Genomic DNA, 17,979 nt, shown 5'->3' on the forward strand with positions numbered 1-17,979 from the left:
GGGCATGGGACAAGCCCGACAGTCTAGCCGCGCCGGGACGCCTCGGACAGTCCGGTAGCTCGCTATCTATCGAACCGGTCAGGCGACCTTGACGGCGTAGCCTTCCTCGCTGATGGCGGCGATCACTTGTTCGGCGCTCAGCGCACTCTCGACACCCACTTCCCTGGCCGCCAGATCGACCCGCACGCTGGCGGCGGGATCCTTGCTCTGCACCGCCTGGGTGATGGCCCGGACGCAGTGACCGCAGGACATGCCTTCTACCGTGAACACTTGCATGGAACGACTCCTTTTCGAGTGAGGTTGCCGGCAGTCTCAGGCTTGCCACCATGGCAAGGTCAAGTTCTGCGAACAACTGCCGGGCTGGCAATCGACGCTTCAGTCGGCCAAGCTGCGTGCATCAATGACTCGATTTCAGGAGATTCAGCCATGCGCTGGTCAGTTTTCAGCCTGTTTGGCTTCCTCAGTCTCTTTGCCGCGATCCCTTCGGCGCACGCCGCCGCCGAGGATTACGGGGTGCTGATCATTTCCCGCGAGCGCCTGGAAGTCTCGACCCCCTGCGAGATCGGCATCTACATCCAGGATCAACTGTCGGCGCGGCTGTTCCAGGAACAGAGCACCTCGTTCAACCTGCCGCCGGGCACCGTGTCGCTGCGCCTGAAACTGCTGCCGGGGCAAATGCCGGGCTGCAATCCGGGCATGCTGGCGCCGGGTTCCCAGGACATCACGCTCAAGGCCGGCGACGTGCAGAAATACCGGATCGCCATGACCCGCGACGGCATGTACCTCAAGCGCACCGGGCTGGGCTACTGAGCCTCAGTTCCTGCTTTGCGGTGTCTAGACGGGCGCCATCGCCAGCAGGCTGGCTCCCACAGGGAATCTCGCCTGACACCGCGGAACACTTGTGGGAGCCAGCCTGCTGGCGATAGGCCCCCCAAGTGCACCGCCCTCCCCTGCGACAACCTGGCGATTGGCGCTTGACCTTGCCCGCATGGCAAGGTTGATCCTTGTAGGCATCCACTACAGGGAGTACGACCGATGTCCGAATCCATCACCTTCGACCTGCCCATCGCGGGCATGACCTGCGCCAGCTGCGCCGGTCGGGTCGAGCGGGCCTTGAGCAAGGTCAGCGGCGCCAGCGCCGTGAGCGTCAACCTCGCCACCGAGCAGGCCCGCGTGCAGGCGCCCGGCGACAGTCTGCCGGCGCTGATCGACGCCGTGGCGCACGCCGGCTACAGCGTGCCGCAGCAGACGCTGGAACTGAGCATCGACGGCATGACCTGCGCCTCCTGCGTCGGCCGGGTCGAACGCGCCTTGGCCAAAGTCGCCGGGGTGAAGCACGTCAGCGTCAACCTCGCCAACGAACGGGCCCACCTGGAGCTGCTCGGCGCCGTCGACCCGCAGCGCCTGATCGCCGCCGTGAGCAAGGCCGGCTATTCGGCCAGCGTCTTCGAGCTTGAGCAGCCCGGCGCCGACACCCAAGAACAACGCCTGAACCATGAGCGCTGGGCGCTGTTCTGCGCCATCGCCCTGGCCTTGCCGCTGGTGCTGCCGATGCTGCTGCAACCGTTCGGCGTGCACTGGATGCTGCCGGCCTGGGCGCAGTTCGCCCTCGCCACGCCGGTGCAGTTCATCTTCGGCGCACGGTTCTACAAGGCGGCCTGGAAAGCCGTCCGCGCCGGGGCCGGCAACATGGACTTGCTGGTGGCCCTGGGCACCAGCGCCGGTTATGGCCTGAGCGTGTACGAATGGGCCACCGCCGCCGGGCGCATGCCGCACCTGTACTTCGAAGCGTCGGCGGTGGTGATCGCCCTGGTGTTGCTGGGCAAATACCTGGAAAGCCGCGCCAAGCGCCAGACCGCCAGCGCCATCCGTGCGCTGGAGGCGCTGCGGCCCGAGCGTGCCGTCCAGGTCGTCGAAGGCCGCGAACAGGACGTGGCCATCAGCGCCTTGCGCCTTGACGACATCGTGCTGGTCAAACCCGGCGAACGTTTCCCGGTGGACGGCGAAGTGCTCGAAGGCCAGAGCCATGCCGACGAAGCGCTGATCAGCGGCGAAAGCCTGCCGGTGCCCAAGCGGCCGGGGGACACGGTCACCGGCGGCGCCATCAACGGCGAAGGCCGCTTGCTGGTGCGCACCACCGCGCTCGGTGCCGAAAGTGTGCTGGCCCGCATCATCCGGCTGGTGGAGGACGCCCAGGCGGCCAAGGCGCCGATCCAGAAACTGGTGGATAAAGTCAGCCAAGTGTTCGTGCCCACCGTGCTGGTGCTGGCGCTGGCCACACTGGTCGGCTGGTGGCTGTACGGCGCACCGCTGGAGACGGCGCTGATCAACGCCGTCGCCGTGCTGGTGATCGCCTGCCCGTGCGCCCTCGGCCTGGCCACGCCCACCGCGATCATGGCCGGCACCGGCGTGGCGGCGCGCCACGGGATCCTGATCAAGGACGCCGAGGCGCTGGAGCGCGCCCATGAGGTCAACGCCGTAGTCTTCGACAAGACCGGCACCCTGACATCCGGCACCCCGCGCATCGCCCACTTCAGCGCACGGGACGGCGACGAAGACACCCTGCTGAAACAGGCCGGCGCCTTGCAGCGCGGCAGCGAACACCCGTTGGCCAAAGCGGTGCTGGACGCCTGCGCCGAACGCCGGCTGAGCGTGCCGGACGTCAGCGACAGCCAGTCCCTGACCGGCCGCGGCATCGCCGGCCACCTCGACGGGCGGCGCCTGGCCCTGGGCAACCGCCGGCTGCTGGAGGAAAGCGGACTGGGCGCCGGCACGCTGGCCGACGCCGCCAGCGCCTGGGAGGCCGAAGGCCGCACCCTGTCGTGGCTGATCGAGCAAGGCCCCGAACCGCGCGTGCTCGGCCTGTTCGCCTTCGGCGACACCCTCAAGCCCGGCGCCCTGCCCGCCGTGCAGCGCCTGGCCGCAGAAGGCATCCACAGCCACCTGCTGACCGGCGACAACCGCGGCAGCGCCCGGGCGGTCGCCGAGGCACTGGGCATCGACAGCGTGCACGCCGAAGTGCTGCCGGCGGACAAGGCCGCCACGGTCGCCGAGCTGAAGAAATCCGGCGTGGTGGCGATGGTCGGCGACGGCATCAACGACGCCCCGGCCCTGGCCGCCGCGGACATCGGCATCGCCATGGGCGGCGGCACCGACGTGGCCATGCATGCGGCCGGCATCACCCTGATGCGCGGCGACCCGCGCCTGGTGCCGGCGGCCCTGCAGATCAGCCGCAAGACCTACGCCAAGATCCGCCAGAACCTGTTCTGGGCCTTCGTCTACAACCTGATCGGCATCCCGCTGGCGGCGTTCGGCCTGCTCAACCCGGTGCTGGCCGGTGCGGCGATGGCGCTGTCCAGCGTCAGCGTGGTGAGCAATGCGCTACTGTTGAAGACCTGGCAACCCGAGGATCCGGAGGACAACCGATGAACATCGGCCAAGCGGCCCGCCACAGTGGCCTGAGCGCGAAGATGATCCGCTACTACGAGTCGATCGGCCTGCTCCAGGCGGCCCACCGCACCGACAGCGGCTATCGGATCTACGGCGACGGCGACCTGCACACCCTGGCGTTCATCAAGCGCTCGCGCGACCTGGGCTTTTCCCTGGAGGAGGTCGGCAAGCTGCTGACCCTATGGCAAGACCGCCAGCGCGCCAGCGCCGACGTGAAGGCCCTGGCCCGCCAGCACATCGACGAGCTGAACCAGAAAATCCGCGAACTGGGCGAACTGCGCGACACCCTGCAGGACCTGGTGGAGCACTGTCACGGCGATCACCGCCCGGACTGCCCGATCCTCAAGGAACTGGCCTCGGGGTGCTGCGCGCAGCCGGTCCGCGCTTGAGATCCATCGCCAGCAGGCTGGCTCCCACACTGGCATCGTGATTCACGCCAATCACTGTGGGAGCTGGCTTGCCAGCGATGGGGCCAGAACATTCAACATTGAGGGAGGCTGTCAGGCCGCTATCGCTGGCAAGCCAGCTCCCACAGGTACTGCGAATCCACTCAGGATCGGCGCTCATCCCAAACCATTGCGGGAGATTGACTGCAAGCGACAGGGCCGGCACAGCCAAATCTCGGTTGGCTGTCTGGCAGCTATCGCCAGCAGGATTTCAGTGTCCGGAGTCACTCGCTCATTGCATCCACGGCGGCGTCGGCGGCTCGTCGGACTTGCCCGGGGGCGCATCCTCCGCTTCACGCAGGGCCCGGCGGCGTTCCTCCTCGCGGCGGGCGGCTTCGATCTCGCGCATCACCCCACCGACATCCGCCAGCTCTTCGGAGTCGGCGAACTCACCGGTCAACACGCTGCCCGGATGCAAGGTGCCGGCCTCGTAGAGCGCCCACATTTCCTTGGCGTAGCGGGTCTTCTTCAGCTCCGGGGCGAACCGGCCGAAGTACGACGCCATGTTGCCGACGTCCCGCTCCAGCATGCTGAAGGCGTGGTTGTTGCCCGCCGCGTCCACCGCCTGCGGCAGGTCGATGATGACCGGCCCGCTCGGCGCCAGCAGCACGTTGAACTCCGACAGGTCGCCGTGCACCAGCCCGGCACACAGCATCAGCACGATCTGCGAGATCAGGAACGCGTGGTACTCGCGGGCCTGGTCCGGCTCCAGCACCACGTCGTTGAGCCGCGGGGCCGCGTCGCCGTGCTCGTCGGCCACCAGTTCCATCAGCAGCACGCCCTCCAGGAAGTCGTACGGCTTGGGCACCCGCACGCCGGCGTTGGCCAGGCGGAACAGCGCCGCGACCTCGGCGTTCTGCCAGGCGTCCTCGGCCTCCTTGCGCCCGAACTTCGAGCCCTTGGCCATCGCCCGGGCCTGCCGGCTGTTGCGCACCTTGCGGCCTTCCTGGTACTCGGCCGCCTGACGGAAACTGCGTTTGTTCGCCTCCTTGTAGACCTTGGCGCAACGTAACTGATTGCCGCAGCGCACCACATAAACAGCTGCTTCTTTACCGCTCATGAGCGGGCGCAGCACTTCGTCGACCAGACCGTCTTCGATCAGGGGTTCAATGCGTTTTGGAGTCTTCATCAGCTTTTATTGTGGGTCCTTTATAACCAAACACGCGAATGTCACTCGTTATACGGCAATCCTCGCGTCACGGGGAGGGGTTGCCGACCTGTGAACCTGCGATGCACACACTGTGCCGGAACGTGGCGAATCATAGCCGAGCCTGAGCGGACTGTTATCGGCGGATCCCGAAGGCATTTGCGACAGAATCTGACACAGGGAGCCGCCGCCCGAAGGATTTTTCCGCGCGGCCCTCAACTTCCCTCTCCGCCAGCCGAAGTCCTCAGAGACAGAGGATTTTGTCCGACAATCGTTCCCCGAAAAAGAACGAAGCCGCCCCGAAGGATCCGGACGCTGCACAACGTTTTTCGGCTGCCAATAACCGCGAGTCATCTGCACTGCGTGGGCTAACAAGAAAATCTGGAGCGCGGATGAACATCAAACAGAAGTTGACTTGGGCGTTTGCGATCATCGCCTGCTTGCCGGTGGTGCTGGTCGCCACCCTGGTGGTACTGAACCTGCGCAGCGATGCCCGGGACGAATTCGTCGACGGCAGCGGACGCGAGATCCGCCAGGTCAGCAACGCCATGCAGCTGTTCTTCGACGGCATCAGCCAGAACGTCGACTACCTGGCGACGCAACCGCTGATCAAGAACACCGACGACAGCCTCAAGACCTACATGAGCGCCAACGCCGAGAGCGTCCCCCAGGGCGAGATGGACAAAAAGGTGTTCGCCTTCCTGCAGGACCTGGGCAACAGCCACCCGGCCTACGCCTATGCCATCGTCGGCACGGCGGCCGGCGGCTACGTGTCGTGGCCCGACGACCCCAAGCTGAACAACTACGACCCGCGCCAGCGCCCCTGGTACAAGGCCGCCCAGGCCAAGCCGGGCAAGCCGCTGCGCACCGCCGCCTACTACTGGGCGCAGGACGACGCGACCTACGTCAGCACCGTGCGCACCATCGACAACAAGCTGGGCGCCAACGGCGGCGTGGTCAGCATCGACGTGACGCTCAAGCAGCTCACCGAGATCGTCAAACAGATCAAGCTCGGCGAAACCGGCTACCTGATGCTGCTGGAGAACAGCGGCACGGTGCTGGTGGATCCGAAGCGCCCGGAACACAACTTCAAGGCCCTCGACAGCCTCGGCGACGGCTATGCGCAACTGGCCAAGGCCGGCAAGGGACTGGTGGAAGTCGAGCTGGACGGCGAACGCTACATGGCCAACGTCTGGCCGTCGGAGCAACTGGGCTGGACATTCGTCGGCCTGATCAAGCGCAGCGACGTGATGAGTTCCGCCACCCAGCTGACCTGGCTGATCGCAATCATCGCCGCGGTGCTGGCGGTGGTGTTCGCGGTGGTCGGCGCCAGTTTCGCCAGCCTGATCGTGCGGCCGATCCGCAGCGTGGCCAGCGGCCTGGAAGGCATCGCCCAGGGCGAAGGCGACCTGACCAAGAACCTCGACATCCGCGGCAGCGACGAAACCGCGCAACTGGCCAACTGGTTCAACCAGTTCCTCACCGCGATCCGCAGCCTGATCCAGCACATCGGCGGTGCGGCGGGGAAAATCCTCGCCACCTCGCAGAGCTCCACCCGGGTCTCCGGCGACATGGCCGAAGCCGCCGGGCGCCAGCGCGAAGCGGTGGACATGGTGTCCACGGCGTTCCACGAAATGGTCGCCACCGCCAACGAAGTCGCCCGCTCGTGCAGCCAGGCCGCCGAGTCCGCCGACAGCGGCCAGCGCCAGGCGCGCCACGGCCAGCAGCAGATCGACGCGGCGGTGAACAGCGTCGACCAGTTGAGCCAGGAGCTGGAGCAGTCGGCCCAGTCGATGCAGCAGCTGGAGCGCGACAGCAACGACATCCAGTCGATCCTCGGCACCATCCGCTCCATCGCCGAACAGACCAACCTGCTGGCGCTCAACGCCGCCATCGAGGCGGCCCGGGCCGGCGAGCAGGGCCGCGGCTTCGCGGTGGTGGCCGATGAGGTGCGGGCGCTGGCCAAGCGCACGGCGGACTCGACGGCGGAAATCGACGGGCTGTTGGGCAACCTCGCCCGCCGCACCAGCGAAGTCACCCAGCAGATGCGCGCCAGCCTCGACGTGTCGCAGCAGTCGGTGGCGCGCATCGGCGAAGCGCGGGAAAGCTTCGGCCAGATCCGCGAATCGGTGGACGTGATCCGCGACATGAACACCCAGATCGCCACGGCCGCCGAAGAGCAGCACCAGGTGGCCGAAGACATCAACCGCCACATCAGCCAGATCCATGGCGATGCGCAACTGGTGGCGGAACTGGCGAACTCGGCGCGGCTGGACTCCCAGAGCCTGGCGGGGCTGTCGAACGAGCTGGACGGGTTGGTCAGACGCTTCCGCACCTGACGTTTTCTGCGGCGCCTTCACTGGCGCCATCGCCAGCAGGCTGGCGATGGCGGCCGAGAGGCCGCCGACAGTCCCTCAGCGTTCGAGGATGGCAGTGACGCCCTGCCCGCCCGCCGCACAGATCGAGATCAGGCCGCGCCCCTGGCCCGCCGCGTCCAGCAGCTTGGCCAGGTTGGCCACGATCCGCCCGCCGGTCGCGGCGAACGGATGCCCGGCCGCCAGCGAACTGCCCTTGACGTTCAGCCGGCTGCGGTCGATGGCGCCCAGCGGCGCGTCGAGCCCCAGACGGGTCTTGCAGTAGTCCGCATCCTCCCAGGCCTTCAAGGTGCACAGCACCTGGGCGGCGAACGCTTCGTGGATCTCGTAGTAGTCGAAATCCTGCAGGGTCAGGCCGTTGCGCGCCAGCAGACGCGGCACCGCGTAGACCGGCGCCATCAGCAGCCCCTCGGCGCCGTTGACGAAATCCACCGCCGCCGCTTCGCCGTCCCGCAGGTACGCCAGCACCGGCAGCCCCCGCGCCTGCGCCCACTCCTCGCTGCCCAGCAGCACCACCGAGGCGCCATCGGTCAGCGGCGTGGAGTTGCCGGCGGTCAGCGTGCCCTTGGCGCTCTTCTCGAAGGCAGGCTTGAGGGTCGCGAGTTTTTCCAGGGTCAGGTCCGGGCGCAGGTTGTTGTCGCGGGTGAGGCCCAAAAACGGCGTGGTCAGGTCGTTGTGCCAGCCTTCGCTGTAGGACGCCGCCAGTTTGTGGTGGCTGTCCAGCGCCAGCCGGTCCTGGTCTTCGCGGGAGATGTTCCAGGTCTGCGCCATCAGCTCGCAGTGTTGGCCCATCGAAAGGCCGGTGCGCGGCTCGCCGTTGCGCGGAAACTCCGGGATCAAGTGCCGGGGACGCAATTGCAGAAAAGTCTTGAGCTTGTCGCCCGTGGTCTTGGCCCGGTTGGCTTGCAGCAGGATCTTGCGCAGGCCTTCGCTGACGCTGATGGGGGCGTCCGACGTGGTGTCGACGCCGCCGGCCACGCCGCACTCGATCTGGCCGAGGGCGATCTTGTTGGCCACCAGCAGCGCCGCCTCAAGGCCGGTGCCGCAGGCCTGCTGGATGTCGTAGGCGGGCGTGGCCGGCGACAGCCGCGAGCCGAGCACGCATTCGCGGGTCAGGTTCATGTCCCGCGACAGCTTCAGCACCGCCCCCGCCGCCACTTCGCCCAGGCGCAGGCCGTGCAGGCCGTAGCGTTCGATCAGGCCTTCGAGCGCGGCGGTGAGCATCGCCTGGTTGCTGGCGGTGGCGTAGGGCCCGTTGGAGCGGGCGAACGGTATCCGGTTGCCGCCGATGATCGCGACGCGGCGCAGCTGAGTCATGAAAAGCTCCTTGTTGGATGGCACACCTAAGCAAGTTCCTGGGGCATGGCTGTCTTGATCCAAACCCTGAGGCGCCAGATCCGCCGCCGAGCAGGACGGTTGCGCCTGCCCGATCCGCATTTCTGCGCAAGACCTGCTAAACCTCAGTGTTCAAGCGTAGGCCCTATTGCACGGACCGAACGATTGTTTGCCTTGGGCAGTCCACACTCTGAGCATCTTTTTCCGGAGAGCGTTCCATGTCTGACCGCTATATCGACTTCGCCAACTCGCCCCTCGGCCACCGCCTGGTCGGCGCCCTGGGCCTGCCGTCGCCGGTGCGGCTGGAGCGCTGGCAGGCCGGGCGCCTGCGGCCGGTGGAGGGCGCGCTGCTGATCGGCGGCGGGCCGTTGGCCGCCCGCGTCAGCGCCTTCGCCAACCGCCTGACCGACGCCATCTACCGCTACGGCGACGAACCGGCCTCCCTCACCGAGTGGATTCCCGGCGCGGGCCCGAAACTCAAGGCCGTGGTGTTCGACGCCAGCGACCTGCAACGCACCGATCAGCTCAAGCGCCTGCGCGAATTCTTCCAGCCGCTGGTGAAGAGCCTCGACCGCTGCGCCCACCTGGTGATCCTGGGCCGCGCGCCGGAGTCGCTGGACGATCCGTTCGCCGCCAGCGCGCAACGGGCGCTCGAAGGGTTCTCCCGTTCGCTGGCCAAGGAGCTGCGCAGCGGCGGCACCCTGCAGCTGATCTACGTCGGCGACGGCGCCGAGGACCAACTGGAAGGCCCACTGCGGTTTTTCCTGTCGCCCAAGAGCGCCTTCGTGTCCGGGCAGGTCATCCGCCTCCAGGCCTGCAGCACCCAGGTCAGCGACTGGACACGCCCCCTGGCCGGGCGCAAGGCGCTGGTGACCGGCGCGGCACGGGGCATCGGCGCGTCCATCGCCGAAACCCTGGCCCGCGACGGCGCCGACGTGATCCTGCTCGACGTGCCGCCGGCCAAAAGCGACCTGGAGGCCCTCGCCGCACGGCTGGGCGGGCGCGCCGTCACCCTCGACATCTGCGCCGAGGACGCCGCCGCGCAACTGACCGAACAGTTGCCCGACGGCCTCGACATCCTCGTGCACAACGCCGGCATCACCCGCGACAAGACCCTGGCCAACATGACGCCGGACTTCTGGGACGCGGTGCTGGCGGTCAACCTCAACGCCCCTCAGACACTGACCCAGGCCCTGCTCGACAGCGGCGCCCTGCACGACCACGCACGGATCATCCTGCTGGCCTCGATCAGCGGCATCGCCGGCAACCGCGGGCAAACCAACTACGCGGCGAGCAAGGCCGGGCTGATCGGGCTGGCCCAGGCCTGGGCGCCGACGCTGCAGGCACGGGGCATCAGCATCAACGCCGTGGCGCCCGGCTTCATCGAGACCCAGATGACCGCGCACATTCCGTTCGGCCTGCGCGAGGCCGGCCGGCGCATGAGTTCCCTGGGCCAGGGCGGCCTGCCCCAGGACGTCGCCGAGGCGGTGGCGTGGCTGGCGCAGCCGGGCACCGGGGCATTCACCGGGCAGGCCTTGCGGGTCTGCGGACAAAGCGTGTTGGGGGCCTAGGCATGAGCAACGACTGGCAGACACTGGAGCGCGAACCGGGCTTGCCCGGCCTTTACCTGCGGGCCGCGACCCGCCGCAAAATCACCGGCACCACCCTGCCCGACCTGGGCCTGCGCTGCTGGGTGGACGTCGATGGCCGGCGGCTGGCGGCCTACCGCACCGTCTGCGGCTTCGCCGACGACGGCCTGCTGCCGCCGACCTATCCGCACATTCTGGCGTTCGCCCTGCAGATGCGCCTGCTGACGGACAAGGCGTTTCCGTTCCCTTTGCTGGGGCTGATCCACCTGAGCAACCGGCTCCGCGTGCTGCGGCCGATGGGCGGGGTCAGCCGGGCGCTGGTGGGCGTGCAGGTGCGCAACCTGCAACCCCATCCCAAAGGCGCGACCTTCGATCTGCTGACCACCCTCGACGATCAGCTCGGGCCGCTGTGGGAAGCCGAAAGCCGGATGCTGTGCCGCGGCGTGAAGCTTGAGGGCGAGCCGCAGGCCTCGTCGTGGGAACCGTCGCTGCCCCTGACGGAAGTGGCGCAGTGGAACGCTCCGGCGGACATCGGCCGGCGATACGCCAAGGTGTCCGGCGACTGCAACCCGATCCACCTGAGCGGCCCCAGCGCGAAGCTGTTCGGCTTCCCCAGCGCCATCGCCCACGGCCTGTGGAACAAGGCCCGCACCCTCGCCGCGCTGGCCGACCGGCTGCCCAAGGCCAACCTGGAGGTGACCGTGCACTTTCGCAAACCGGTGCGCTTGCCCAGCGAGGTGACGCTGCTGGCCAGCGCCGCCGGTTCCAGCGGCGAATTGCGCCTGACCGGAGCCGCTGGACTGGAGCACATGGTGGGCGACTGGCGACCGGTCGCTTGAGCGGGGTTCCGGCCGGCGGCTGAGCCACCGGGCGGGAGCACGCTCCCTCGCCGAGGGCGGTGGGGCGACCTGGAAATTGTGTGTATATCACTTAAGTTTTTCCGCACCGCCCGCCCCTGCCGCGCCAAACGCCGCCATTGATTTGCAAGGCTTTTTTCGGCGCACCTATCACCACAGGATTAGTCCTTAGGCAGCATCCGCCGCCCCTTGCAGGAAGGCGTTAATACCAACTTGAGAATGGCGTGGATCCAACCGCTCGATTGAGATGACCACAACGGACGAAGGCATCGCCGGCGACAGAACCGGGGAGCCCTCGGCAACAACGAACGTTGTGACAGGTGCAAGGACTCTCAATCATGAACAATCAAGCGTGGTGCAAAACAGCGACAGCTCTGGCATTGATCCTCTCCCTCGGCCTCGCCGGCTGCAGCAGCGGCGGTGGCGGCCATCACAGCAGCTCCGGCAGTTCCTCGTCCGACGGCACCGCCGCCGGCACCAGCGGCACAGGCGGCTCGACCGGAACGGGCGGCACGGGCGGCAGCGGCGACACCGCCGGTACCGGAGGAACCGGTGGCACAGGAGGAACCGGAGGTACAGGCGGCACTGGCGGAACGGGCGGCACCGATCCGACCAACCCCACCAACCCGACGGATCCGACCGGTCCCACCAACCCCTCCGGCCCTCAACCCTTGGTGACCAGCACTCTGGTGCAGGACGTGGGCAACACCGTGGCAGGCGTCGGCAACGGCGTCGGTCAGGTCGGCGATGCGCTCAGCGGCCTGCCGGTGGCCGGCGGCATCGTACAGAGTTTCGCCACCACCGCCGGCAACGTCGTGAGCACCTTGGGTGACGGCGTGGCCAACGGCCTCGGCAAGCTGGGCACCACGGACAACGGCCTGGGCGTGACCGCCTCGGCGCTCGGCGGCGTGGTGCAGGATGCGGGCAACGGCGTGTCCGACCTGAGCGGCAAACTGGCCAGCGCCACCGGCAGCATTCCGGTGGTCGGCGGCGTGGTCACCCGGGTCGCGCCGGTGCTCGACGGCGTCGGCGAAAAAGTCACCATGCTCGGCGACACCCTGAGCACCGCCACCACCAGCGGCCCGCTCGGCTCGGCCACCCAACAGGTGAGCAAGCAACTGGTGCCGGTGATCGCCATGGTCGAAAGCACCACCGACAAGCTCGGCAGCGCCACAGGGCTGGGCGCCCCCCTCAACGGTGTGCTGCAGAAGGTCGGCGGCGCCGTCGACGGCCTGGGCAACAACGTCACCGGCGCCGGCAGCGGCAATGCGCTGACCAGCACCGTAGGCGGCGCCCTCAGCAACGTCGGCACCACGGTCGCCAAGGCCGGCGGGCTGACCGACAACGGCACCGGCGGCTCCACCGGGGGCATCGGCGGTGGCCTGGGCGGCACCGGCCTGCTGCAGACCGTCGGCGGCGCGGCGGTCAACGTCGGCGGCGGGGCGGCCACCAGCAACGGCAGCCTGACGGCGCCCGGCGGTGTCGTGGCCTCGGTCGGCAACGTGGTGGCTTCGGTCAACACCGTGCTCGGCGGCTCGGGCACCCCGATCACCAGCCCCACCACGCCGCTGGCAACCTTGGGCACCAACGTGGGCAGCGGACTGGCCCCGGTCACCACGGCCGTCACCAGCCTGACCCAGAACGTCGGCGCCGCCACCGGCGTCGGCAGTCCGGTGGCCAGCCTCACCGGCCAGGTCGGCACCACCGTCGCCAATGTGGGCGGCGCCATCGCCGGCACCGGCAGTAACCCTGTCGTCACCGCCGTAGGCAACACCGTGACCGCCGTGGGCGGCACCGTCTCCGCCGTCGGCGGCCTGGTCACCGGCGGCACCGGCAACACCGGCAATACCGGCGGCGGACTGGGGGGAGCCCTCGGCGGCCTCACCGGCGCGCTGGGCGGCACCCAACGCTAATTGCACCTGGCCGATTCGACGGCCATCCCTACAGCGCCTACGCTTGGTTGGAGGCGGAAGATCCCCGCGGATCTTCCGCCTTTTTCTTGGGAAAGCATCAGCCAAGTGCTGCGGTCTGAACATGGAGTGTCCTATGCGCATCATGGCGTCCCTGCTGTTCTTCGGTCTCAGTTGCACGGCCCTCGCCGACACCCTGCCCAGCTTCCTCAACAGCAACGAAACCATCCGCAACCTCCCGGTGCCCAACCTGCCGGCCGACGCCTACCGCCCCAACGCCGCACCGTTGCAGGTGCCAGAACCCGGCGCCACGGCTGCGCAACCGCTGATGATGGGCACCAAGATCCATTTGAAGACCGTGCAGATCGAAGGCGGCACGCTCTACCCGCTGAACGAACTGGCGGCCATCTACCAACCCCTGATCGGACGCGAATCCAGCCTCGCCGACCTGATCGAGGCGACCCGCAGCATCAGCCGCCGCTACCAGCAGGACGGCTACCTGCTGTCCTACGCCTTCCTGCCGCAGCAGTCCTTCGACGACGGCGTGGCGCGGGTGGTGCTGGTGGAAGGCTACGTGCGCGACGTGCAGGTGCAGGGCGACATCGGCCGGGTCAAGGGCCTGCTCGACCGGCTGGCGGCCAAGATCCAGGCCGAACGCCCGCTGACCCGCAAGACCTTCGAACGCTACACCACCCTGATGACCCGCATCCCCGGCGTCACCCTGCAGGCCCAGGTGCCGCCGCCCGGCACCACCGACGGCGCCACGACGCTGTTGGCCCAGGCCAGCCGCAAGCCGTTCACCAGCACCCTGAGCACCACCGAGGACAACCGCAACGGCACCCAGGCCCTGCTCGGCGTCAGCAGCAACTCGCAGACGTCGATGGGCGAACAGCTGACCCTCAGCGGCCTGTTTCCGCCGGGGGACGACCACGAGCATTACTACCGCGCGGACTACAGCCAGTTCATCGACGACGAAGGCTCGCAGCTGATCCTGTCCGCCTCACGCTACCGCGCCGACCCCGGCACCAATGTGCTGCTGGACAACGGTCTGCAACTCAAGCCGCACCGCGAGAACGACCGCTACTCCTTCGGTTTCAGCCTGCCGCTGATCGCTTCGCCCAACGAACTGCTGACCGCCGGCTCGCGCCTGTACGCGGTCAACGACAAGACCCGCTACAAGGTCATCGGCTACCCGCTGAGCGTCGAAGAACGCACCGACATCCGCGCCCTCGCCTTCGAAAGCGACTGGCGCAAGGCCGATGCCCGGCAACTGCGGATCCTCAGCGGCGGCGTCTACCAGGGCTTCGACAGCATGGGCGCCCACACCAACAACGACGCCATCGACCTGAGCTTCTTCCGCCTGCGGCTGTCCGGGGTGCAGAGCGACAAATTCCTCGACAACTGGCAGGGCGTGGCGTCGGCGGCGCTGTACTGGAGCGACGACACCTTGCCCGACAGCGAACGGGCGGTGTTCGGCGGCCAGAACTTCGGCCGCGGCTACCCCGACGACCAGGCCTCCGGCGACAAGGGCTGGGGCGTGGCCTACGAGATCAACTACAGCTTCAACCGCGAGGGCAACTGGGTGCGCATCCTGCAGCCGTACGTGGTGCTGGACCGCTCGCGCAGCTGGTTCAACCGCTTGCCGGTGCAGGCCAACAGCCTGTCGTCGGCGGCGCTCGGGCTCAGGTTCGGCGACGCGAAGTACTACAACATCGCCCTGGAGGCGGCCAAGCCGATGTCGGACGAGGCGCTGGACACCTTCAACCGGCGGATGCGCTACAGCATCAGTTTCAGTTATCAGCTGTAGGTTGGTTTCCACAGTTTTGTTGGTGATGGGGGGTGTGCCGGCCCTGTCGGTGGCAAGTTGAGTCGTCGCACTGTAGTGCCCACAGGGATTGAGGTGGGCTGGGAGGGATTGGTTGGCTGGTAGGCCGTCATCGCCAGCAGGCTGGCTCCTACAGTTGGATCGGGTGGTGTCAGGTAGAGGTTGATCGGCTGTCAGGCCGCCATCGCTGGCAAGCCAGCTCCCACAGGGTCTGAGGTGGTCTGGGAGGGATTGGTCGGCTGTCAGGTCGTCATCGCCAGCAGGCTGGCTCCTACAGTTGGATCGGGTGGTGTCAGGTAGAGGTTGGTCGGCTGTCAGGCCGCCATCGCGGCTCTTCAAAAGGCCGAGTGTCAGCTCGCCTCGCTTTTGATCTTGATCTGCCGGCCCCTTCGGAAGGCTGAGCGGAGGGGTTCATCCGGGGGTGGGCGCGCAGCGCCGTTTGGCGCAGCCAAACACATCGGAAGGAGGTGCAGCGAAGCAAACCGTAGCCGATGCCCCCGGATGAATCCCGGAGCGAAGGAACCCCGAGCCTAGGCGAGGGGCCGTACGCTGGGGCCCAGCCTTTTTGGTTACTTTTTTCTGGGCCGGCATTCCGGGCGTTTGAAAAAAGTGACCCGCCGTAAGGGCGGAACCGCCAGCGGCAACACCCGAAGAAACGGATATACACACAAAACAACCCACAACCTGGTCGGCCCACAGGCCGCCAAGGCTAAAGGGTCAAAAGGCCAAAAGGCCAAAGCTCAAGACACATTCACCTTCGGCTTAGGAAACAAATTATCCAACGTCTCCAACAACCTGACGTGATAGATCGGCTTACGAAACAGATCCAGCACCTGCAACCGCAGCATGTCGCTGACGTCTTCCATGTCCGCATGCCCCGACGTCACGATCACCGGCAAATGCTCGCGGGACGTATGCTCGCGCAGCCGCCGGATCAGCGACATGCCGCTCTCCTCCGGCATCCGCAGGTCGGTGATCACCAGGGCAATGTCGGGATGCCGGGTCAGGTGGTGCAGGGCCAGCTTCACCGACGTCGCCGTGTGGCAGACAAACCCCTCGCCCTCCAGCAGCTCCGCCAGCTCCAGCAACGCGTCCTCCTCATCGTCAACCAGAAGCAACTGTTGGCGCGGCAAAGAGGAGGCAGTCATGGGCAATCCCTGAAAGGCAAAAAGTGGAACCGAGTGTAGCGGGGCTTTCGCCGCAGGCGACCGGTCCGGCTACGGCATCTGCGCCGGAGCGGACTGCGCCGAGCCGCCCAGCGCCACCAGGATGTTGTTGAAGATCGCCAGCACCCTGCCCCCCACGGGGGTCACGAACACCACGACCACCACCGCCACCATCGCCACGACAATGGCGTACTCGATGGCCGACGCCGCATCGGTACGGGCCAGAAACAGACGCACACGCATCATCAGGTAATCAAGGAACATGATCGTTCTCCTTCCGACACCGGGGATCCGGTCGCTAGGGTAATGCCTGCACGCACCCTTTCAGGGGCCGCGGGCAGGCACCGACGAGAACAGGGGGGAATTCGCTCAAGGGATCACCGGACGGGTCACCGTTGTCCCGCCGAGGGAGGTCAGAATGGCGTTGAAGATGTTCAGCACCCTTGCGCCGACCGGGGTCACGAACACCACGACGACGACAGCCACCATCGCCACCACAATGGCGTATTCGATCGCCGAGGCGCCGTCATCCTTCTTGAAGAACAGCAGGGCCCGGGCCACCAGATAATCAATGATCATGCGAAGCATACGTCCACTCCTTTGCGCGCCTGGCGCCGATTCACGCAACGGCGGCAAAGCCTCCACCGTGCCATTTGAGCATTGCCAACAAAGCTCGGCGCAACAACTGTAAGAACGGATTAATCACAAAGGATTAATCCGTTCGTGACGCGGCGGTTTGCGTCTGCTAATTGGCCGCCGACCCTACTTTCGTAGGTTATTTTCCGGGCAGTAATGGCGTTTTGGCTCGGATCAGCTAGCGTGGAAATAGCCAAATCGTTGCATGTTCATAGCTGCCTGATTGCGAAGTTCCCTTGTTCAGGAAAGTGCGGGCCAGAGGTGCAGCAGGAAAGGGAGAGCCGTCATGAACAGTCGCGTCACCTTGGGCCTTGCGGCCCTGCTTATGCTCGGGGCAATCGTGGTGGGCTACTGGGGCCTGGTGCTCAGCCGCCAGCCGGCCCCCGTCGCCGAGGCCCCTGCCGCCCCCGCCGCGCCGGCGGCCAGCGTCGAGAAAACCGTCGCCGCCGCCGAAGACCAGACCCGTCAACCGGTGGTGGTGCTGCTGCATGACGTGCCCCCCTTCACACCGCTGACCGCCGCCGACCTTGCCATCGAAAAGCTGCGCAGCGCGCCCGCCGGCAGCCTGGGCACCCTGGAGCAGGCCGTGGGCCGCATGCCCTGGCGCCACCTGAGCGCCGGCACCTGGCTCAACGAAGACAGCTTCACCGCCGGCGGCACGCTGGCGCGCATGATCCGCCGCGACGAGCGCGCCCTGGCGGTGGCGGTCGACGAGGTGATCGGCGCCGCCGGGCAACTGATCCCCGGCGACTACGTCGACGTGCTGCTGTACCTGCGCCAGGACGCCAGCAACCCGCAGCAGTCGGCGCAGACCGTGGTGCCGGCCCTGCGCGTGCTGGGCGTCGGCGAGCAGTACGGCCTGACCAACGACGGCCAGCCCGCCTCGCCGACCCTGGGCGCCGACGAAAAGCTCAAGCAGGACCAGCGCCGGATCGCCGCGCGCACCGTGGTGCTGGCCGTGCCCGAACCCCTGCTGAGCCGGCTGATGCTCGCCACCCAGGTCGGCACCTTGCGCCTGGCGGTGCGCAGCAGCGAAGAACAGCGCCTGGCCAAGTACTGGGCCGGCGAACACGAGGCGCCGCAACACCTCGACGCCGCCGACAGCCAACTCTTCCAGTTCACCCAACTGGCCCTGGGCAGCGCGCCCAAACCGCCGGCGGCCGAACGCAGCACGGGCAGCCCGCGGGCGGCGGTGGAGATCATCCGCGGCAACCAGATCACCCAACAAACCCCATGACTGAGC

The 17,979-nt window shown here is 67.3% G+C and carries 15 protein-coding genes and 1 pseudogene; 10 read left to right on the forward strand and 6 right to left on the reverse strand.

Annotated features, from left to right (window positions below; genetic code table 11):
* Positions 1–78: 78 nt before the first annotated feature.
* Complete coding sequence (locus CAG31_RS15585) at positions 79–276, reverse strand: heavy-metal-associated domain-containing protein (protein ID WP_085582618.1); 198 nt, start codon at positions 274–276, stop codon at positions 79–81.
* A 150-nt stretch (positions 277–426) separates the two neighbouring features.
* Between CAG31_RS15585 and CAG31_RS15590 the strand changes: the two genes are divergently transcribed.
* The 3 genes from CAG31_RS15590 (at position 427) to cueR (ending at position 3,839) form a co-directional block, all read left to right on the forward strand.
* A complete protein-coding gene (locus CAG31_RS15590) occupies positions 427–810 on the forward strand; it encodes a hypothetical protein (protein WP_085582620.1) in 384 nt (127 codons plus the stop codon).
* A gap of 225 nt (positions 811–1,035) precedes the next feature.
* Positions 1,036–3,429 (forward strand): heavy metal translocating P-type ATPase, encoded by a 2,394-nt coding sequence (locus CAG31_RS15595; protein ID WP_085582622.1) that lies wholly within the window; start codon positions 1,036–1,038, stop codon positions 3,427–3,429.
* Positions 3,426–3,839 (forward strand): Cu(I)-responsive transcriptional regulator, encoded by a 414-nt coding sequence (cueR, locus tag CAG31_RS15600; protein WP_085582624.1) that lies wholly within the window; start codon positions 3,426–3,428, stop codon positions 3,837–3,839. Before CAG31_RS15595 ends, cueR begins: the two co-directional genes overlap by 4 nt.
* Before the next feature lie 289 nt (positions 3,840–4,128).
* On the opposite strand, the gene CAG31_RS15605 is transcribed toward cueR, so the two are convergent.
* Entirely contained in the window at positions 4,129–5,025 is an 897-nt protein-coding gene (locus CAG31_RS15605; RefSeq protein ID WP_085582626.1) for a PA4780 family RIO1-like protein kinase, read from the reverse strand.
* Between the two features lie 410 nt (positions 5,026–5,435).
* Here CAG31_RS15605 and CAG31_RS29020 point away from each other — a divergent pair.
* Positions 5,436–6,524, forward strand: a pseudogene (locus CAG31_RS29020) (cache domain-containing protein); the annotation flags it as partial.
* A gap of 129 nt (positions 6,525–6,653) precedes the next feature.
* Positions 6,654–7,382 carry a methyl-accepting chemotaxis protein gene (locus tag CAG31_RS29025; protein ID WP_371856110.1) on the forward strand — a complete coding sequence of 243 codons (729 nt, stop codon included), beginning with the start codon at positions 6,654–6,656 and terminating at the stop codon, positions 7,380–7,382.
* A gap of 75 nt (positions 7,383–7,457) precedes the next feature.
* Here CAG31_RS29025 and CAG31_RS15615 read toward each other — a convergent pair whose 3' ends face one another.
* Positions 7,458–8,735 carry an acetyl-CoA C-acetyltransferase gene (locus tag CAG31_RS15615; RefSeq protein ID WP_085582630.1) on the reverse strand — a complete coding sequence of 426 codons (1,278 nt, stop codon included), beginning with the start codon at positions 8,733–8,735 and terminating at the stop codon, positions 7,458–7,460.
* A gap of 236 nt (positions 8,736–8,971) precedes the next feature.
* On the opposite strand from CAG31_RS15615, the gene CAG31_RS15620 reads away from it, so the two are divergent.
* The 4 genes from CAG31_RS15620 (at position 8,972) to CAG31_RS15635 (ending at position 14,916) form a co-directional block, all read left to right on the forward strand.
* A complete protein-coding gene (locus tag CAG31_RS15620; protein ID WP_085582632.1) occupies positions 8,972–10,324 on the forward strand; it encodes a 3-oxoacyl-ACP reductase in 1,353 nt (450 codons plus the stop codon).
* A gap of 2 nt (positions 10,325–10,326) precedes the next feature.
* Positions 10,327–11,181: a MaoC/PaaZ C-terminal domain-containing protein gene (locus CAG31_RS15625; protein ID WP_085582634.1), complete on the forward strand. Its 855-nt coding sequence runs from the start codon at positions 10,327–10,329 to the stop codon at positions 11,179–11,181.
* 356 nt (positions 11,182–11,537) lie between these two features.
* Positions 11,538–13,112, forward strand: a complete 1,575-nt coding sequence (locus tag CAG31_RS15630) for a collagen-like triple helix repeat-containing protein (RefSeq protein WP_085582636.1) — start codon at positions 11,538–11,540, stop codon at positions 13,110–13,112.
* A gap of 133 nt (positions 13,113–13,245) precedes the next feature.
* Positions 13,246–14,916, forward strand: coding sequence for a ShlB/FhaC/HecB family hemolysin secretion/activation protein (locus tag CAG31_RS15635; RefSeq protein ID WP_085582638.1), 1,671 nt, complete (start codon positions 13,246–13,248; stop codon positions 14,914–14,916).
* Positions 14,917–15,674: 758 nt separating this feature from the next.
* Here CAG31_RS15635 and CAG31_RS15640 read toward each other — a convergent pair.
* The 3 genes from CAG31_RS15640 to CAG31_RS15650 all read right to left on the reverse strand — a co-directional run bounded on the left by CAG31_RS15640 (position 15,675) and on the right by CAG31_RS15650 (position 16,679).
* Positions 15,675–16,082, reverse strand: a complete 408-nt coding sequence (locus tag CAG31_RS15640; RefSeq protein ID WP_085582640.1) for a response regulator — start codon at positions 16,080–16,082, stop codon at positions 15,675–15,677.
* Positions 16,083–16,151: 69 nt separating this feature from the next.
* Entirely contained in the window at positions 16,152–16,364 is a 213-nt protein-coding gene (locus CAG31_RS15645) for a Flp family type IVb pilin (RefSeq protein WP_085582642.1), read from the reverse strand.
* 105 nt (positions 16,365–16,469) lie between these two features.
* Positions 16,470–16,679, reverse strand: a complete 210-nt coding sequence (locus tag CAG31_RS15650) for a Flp family type IVb pilin (RefSeq protein ID WP_085582961.1) — start codon at positions 16,677–16,679, stop codon at positions 16,470–16,472.
* A 343-nt stretch (positions 16,680–17,022) separates the two neighbouring features.
* On the opposite strand from CAG31_RS15650, the gene cpaB reads away from it, so the two are divergent.
* Entirely contained in the window at positions 17,023–17,973 is a 951-nt protein-coding gene (cpaB, locus tag CAG31_RS15655; RefSeq protein WP_085582644.1) for a Flp pilus assembly protein CpaB, read from the forward strand.
* Positions 17,974–17,979 lie beyond the last annotated feature (6 nt).

It is taken from the genome of Pseudomonas sp. R25(2017) (assembly GCF_002112565.1).
GTDB classification, from domain to species: domain Bacteria; phylum Pseudomonadota; class Gammaproteobacteria; order Pseudomonadales; family Pseudomonadaceae; genus Aquipseudomonas; species Aquipseudomonas ekonensis.

Bases quoted from the DNA above. Each gene is read 5' to 3' on its own strand.
- cpaB (WP_085582644.1), top strand. From the start codon at position 17,023: ATGAACAGTCGCGTCACCTTGGGCCTTGCGGCCCTGCTTATGCTCGGG.
- CAG31_RS15630 (WP_085582636.1), top strand. From the start codon at position 11,538: ATGAACAATCAAGCGTGGTGCAAAACAGCGACAGCTCTGGCATTGATC.
- CAG31_RS15640 (WP_085582640.1), bottom strand. From the start codon at position 16,082: ATGACTGCCTCCTCTTTGCCGCGCCAACAGTTGCTTCTGGTTGACGAT.
- CAG31_RS15645 (WP_085582642.1), bottom strand. From the start codon at position 16,364: ATGTTCCTTGATTACCTGATGATGCGTGTGCGTCTGTTTCTGGCCCGT.
- CAG31_RS15625 (WP_085582634.1), top strand. From the start codon at position 10,327: ATGAGCAACGACTGGCAGACACTGGAGCGCGAACCGGGCTTGCCCGGC.
- CAG31_RS15605 (WP_085582626.1), bottom strand. From the start codon at position 5,025: ATGAAGACTCCAAAACGCATTGAACCCCTGATCGAAGACGGTCTGGTC.
- CAG31_RS15635 (WP_085582638.1), top strand. From the start codon at position 13,246: ATGCGCATCATGGCGTCCCTGCTGTTCTTCGGTCTCAGTTGCACGGCC.
- CAG31_RS15650 (WP_085582961.1), bottom strand. From the start codon at position 16,679: ATGATCATTGATTATCTGGTGGCCCGGGCCCTGCTGTTCTTCAAGAAG.
- cueR (WP_085582624.1), top strand. From the start codon at position 3,426: ATGAACATCGGCCAAGCGGCCCGCCACAGTGGCCTGAGCGCGAAGATG.
- CAG31_RS15595 (WP_085582622.1), top strand. From the start codon at position 1,036: ATGTCCGAATCCATCACCTTCGACCTGCCCATCGCGGGCATGACCTGC.
- CAG31_RS15615 (WP_085582630.1), bottom strand. From the start codon at position 8,735: ATGACTCAGCTGCGCCGCGTCGCGATCATCGGCGGCAACCGGATACCG.
- CAG31_RS15620 (WP_085582632.1), top strand. From the start codon at position 8,972: ATGTCTGACCGCTATATCGACTTCGCCAACTCGCCCCTCGGCCACCGC.
- CAG31_RS15585 (WP_085582618.1), bottom strand. From the start codon at position 276: ATGCAAGTGTTCACGGTAGAAGGCATGTCCTGCGGTCACTGCGTCCGG.
- CAG31_RS15590 (WP_085582620.1), top strand. From the start codon at position 427: ATGCGCTGGTCAGTTTTCAGCCTGTTTGGCTTCCTCAGTCTCTTTGCC.
- CAG31_RS29025 (WP_371856110.1), top strand. From the start codon at position 6,654: ATGGTGTCCACGGCGTTCCACGAAATGGTCGCCACCGCCAACGAAGTC.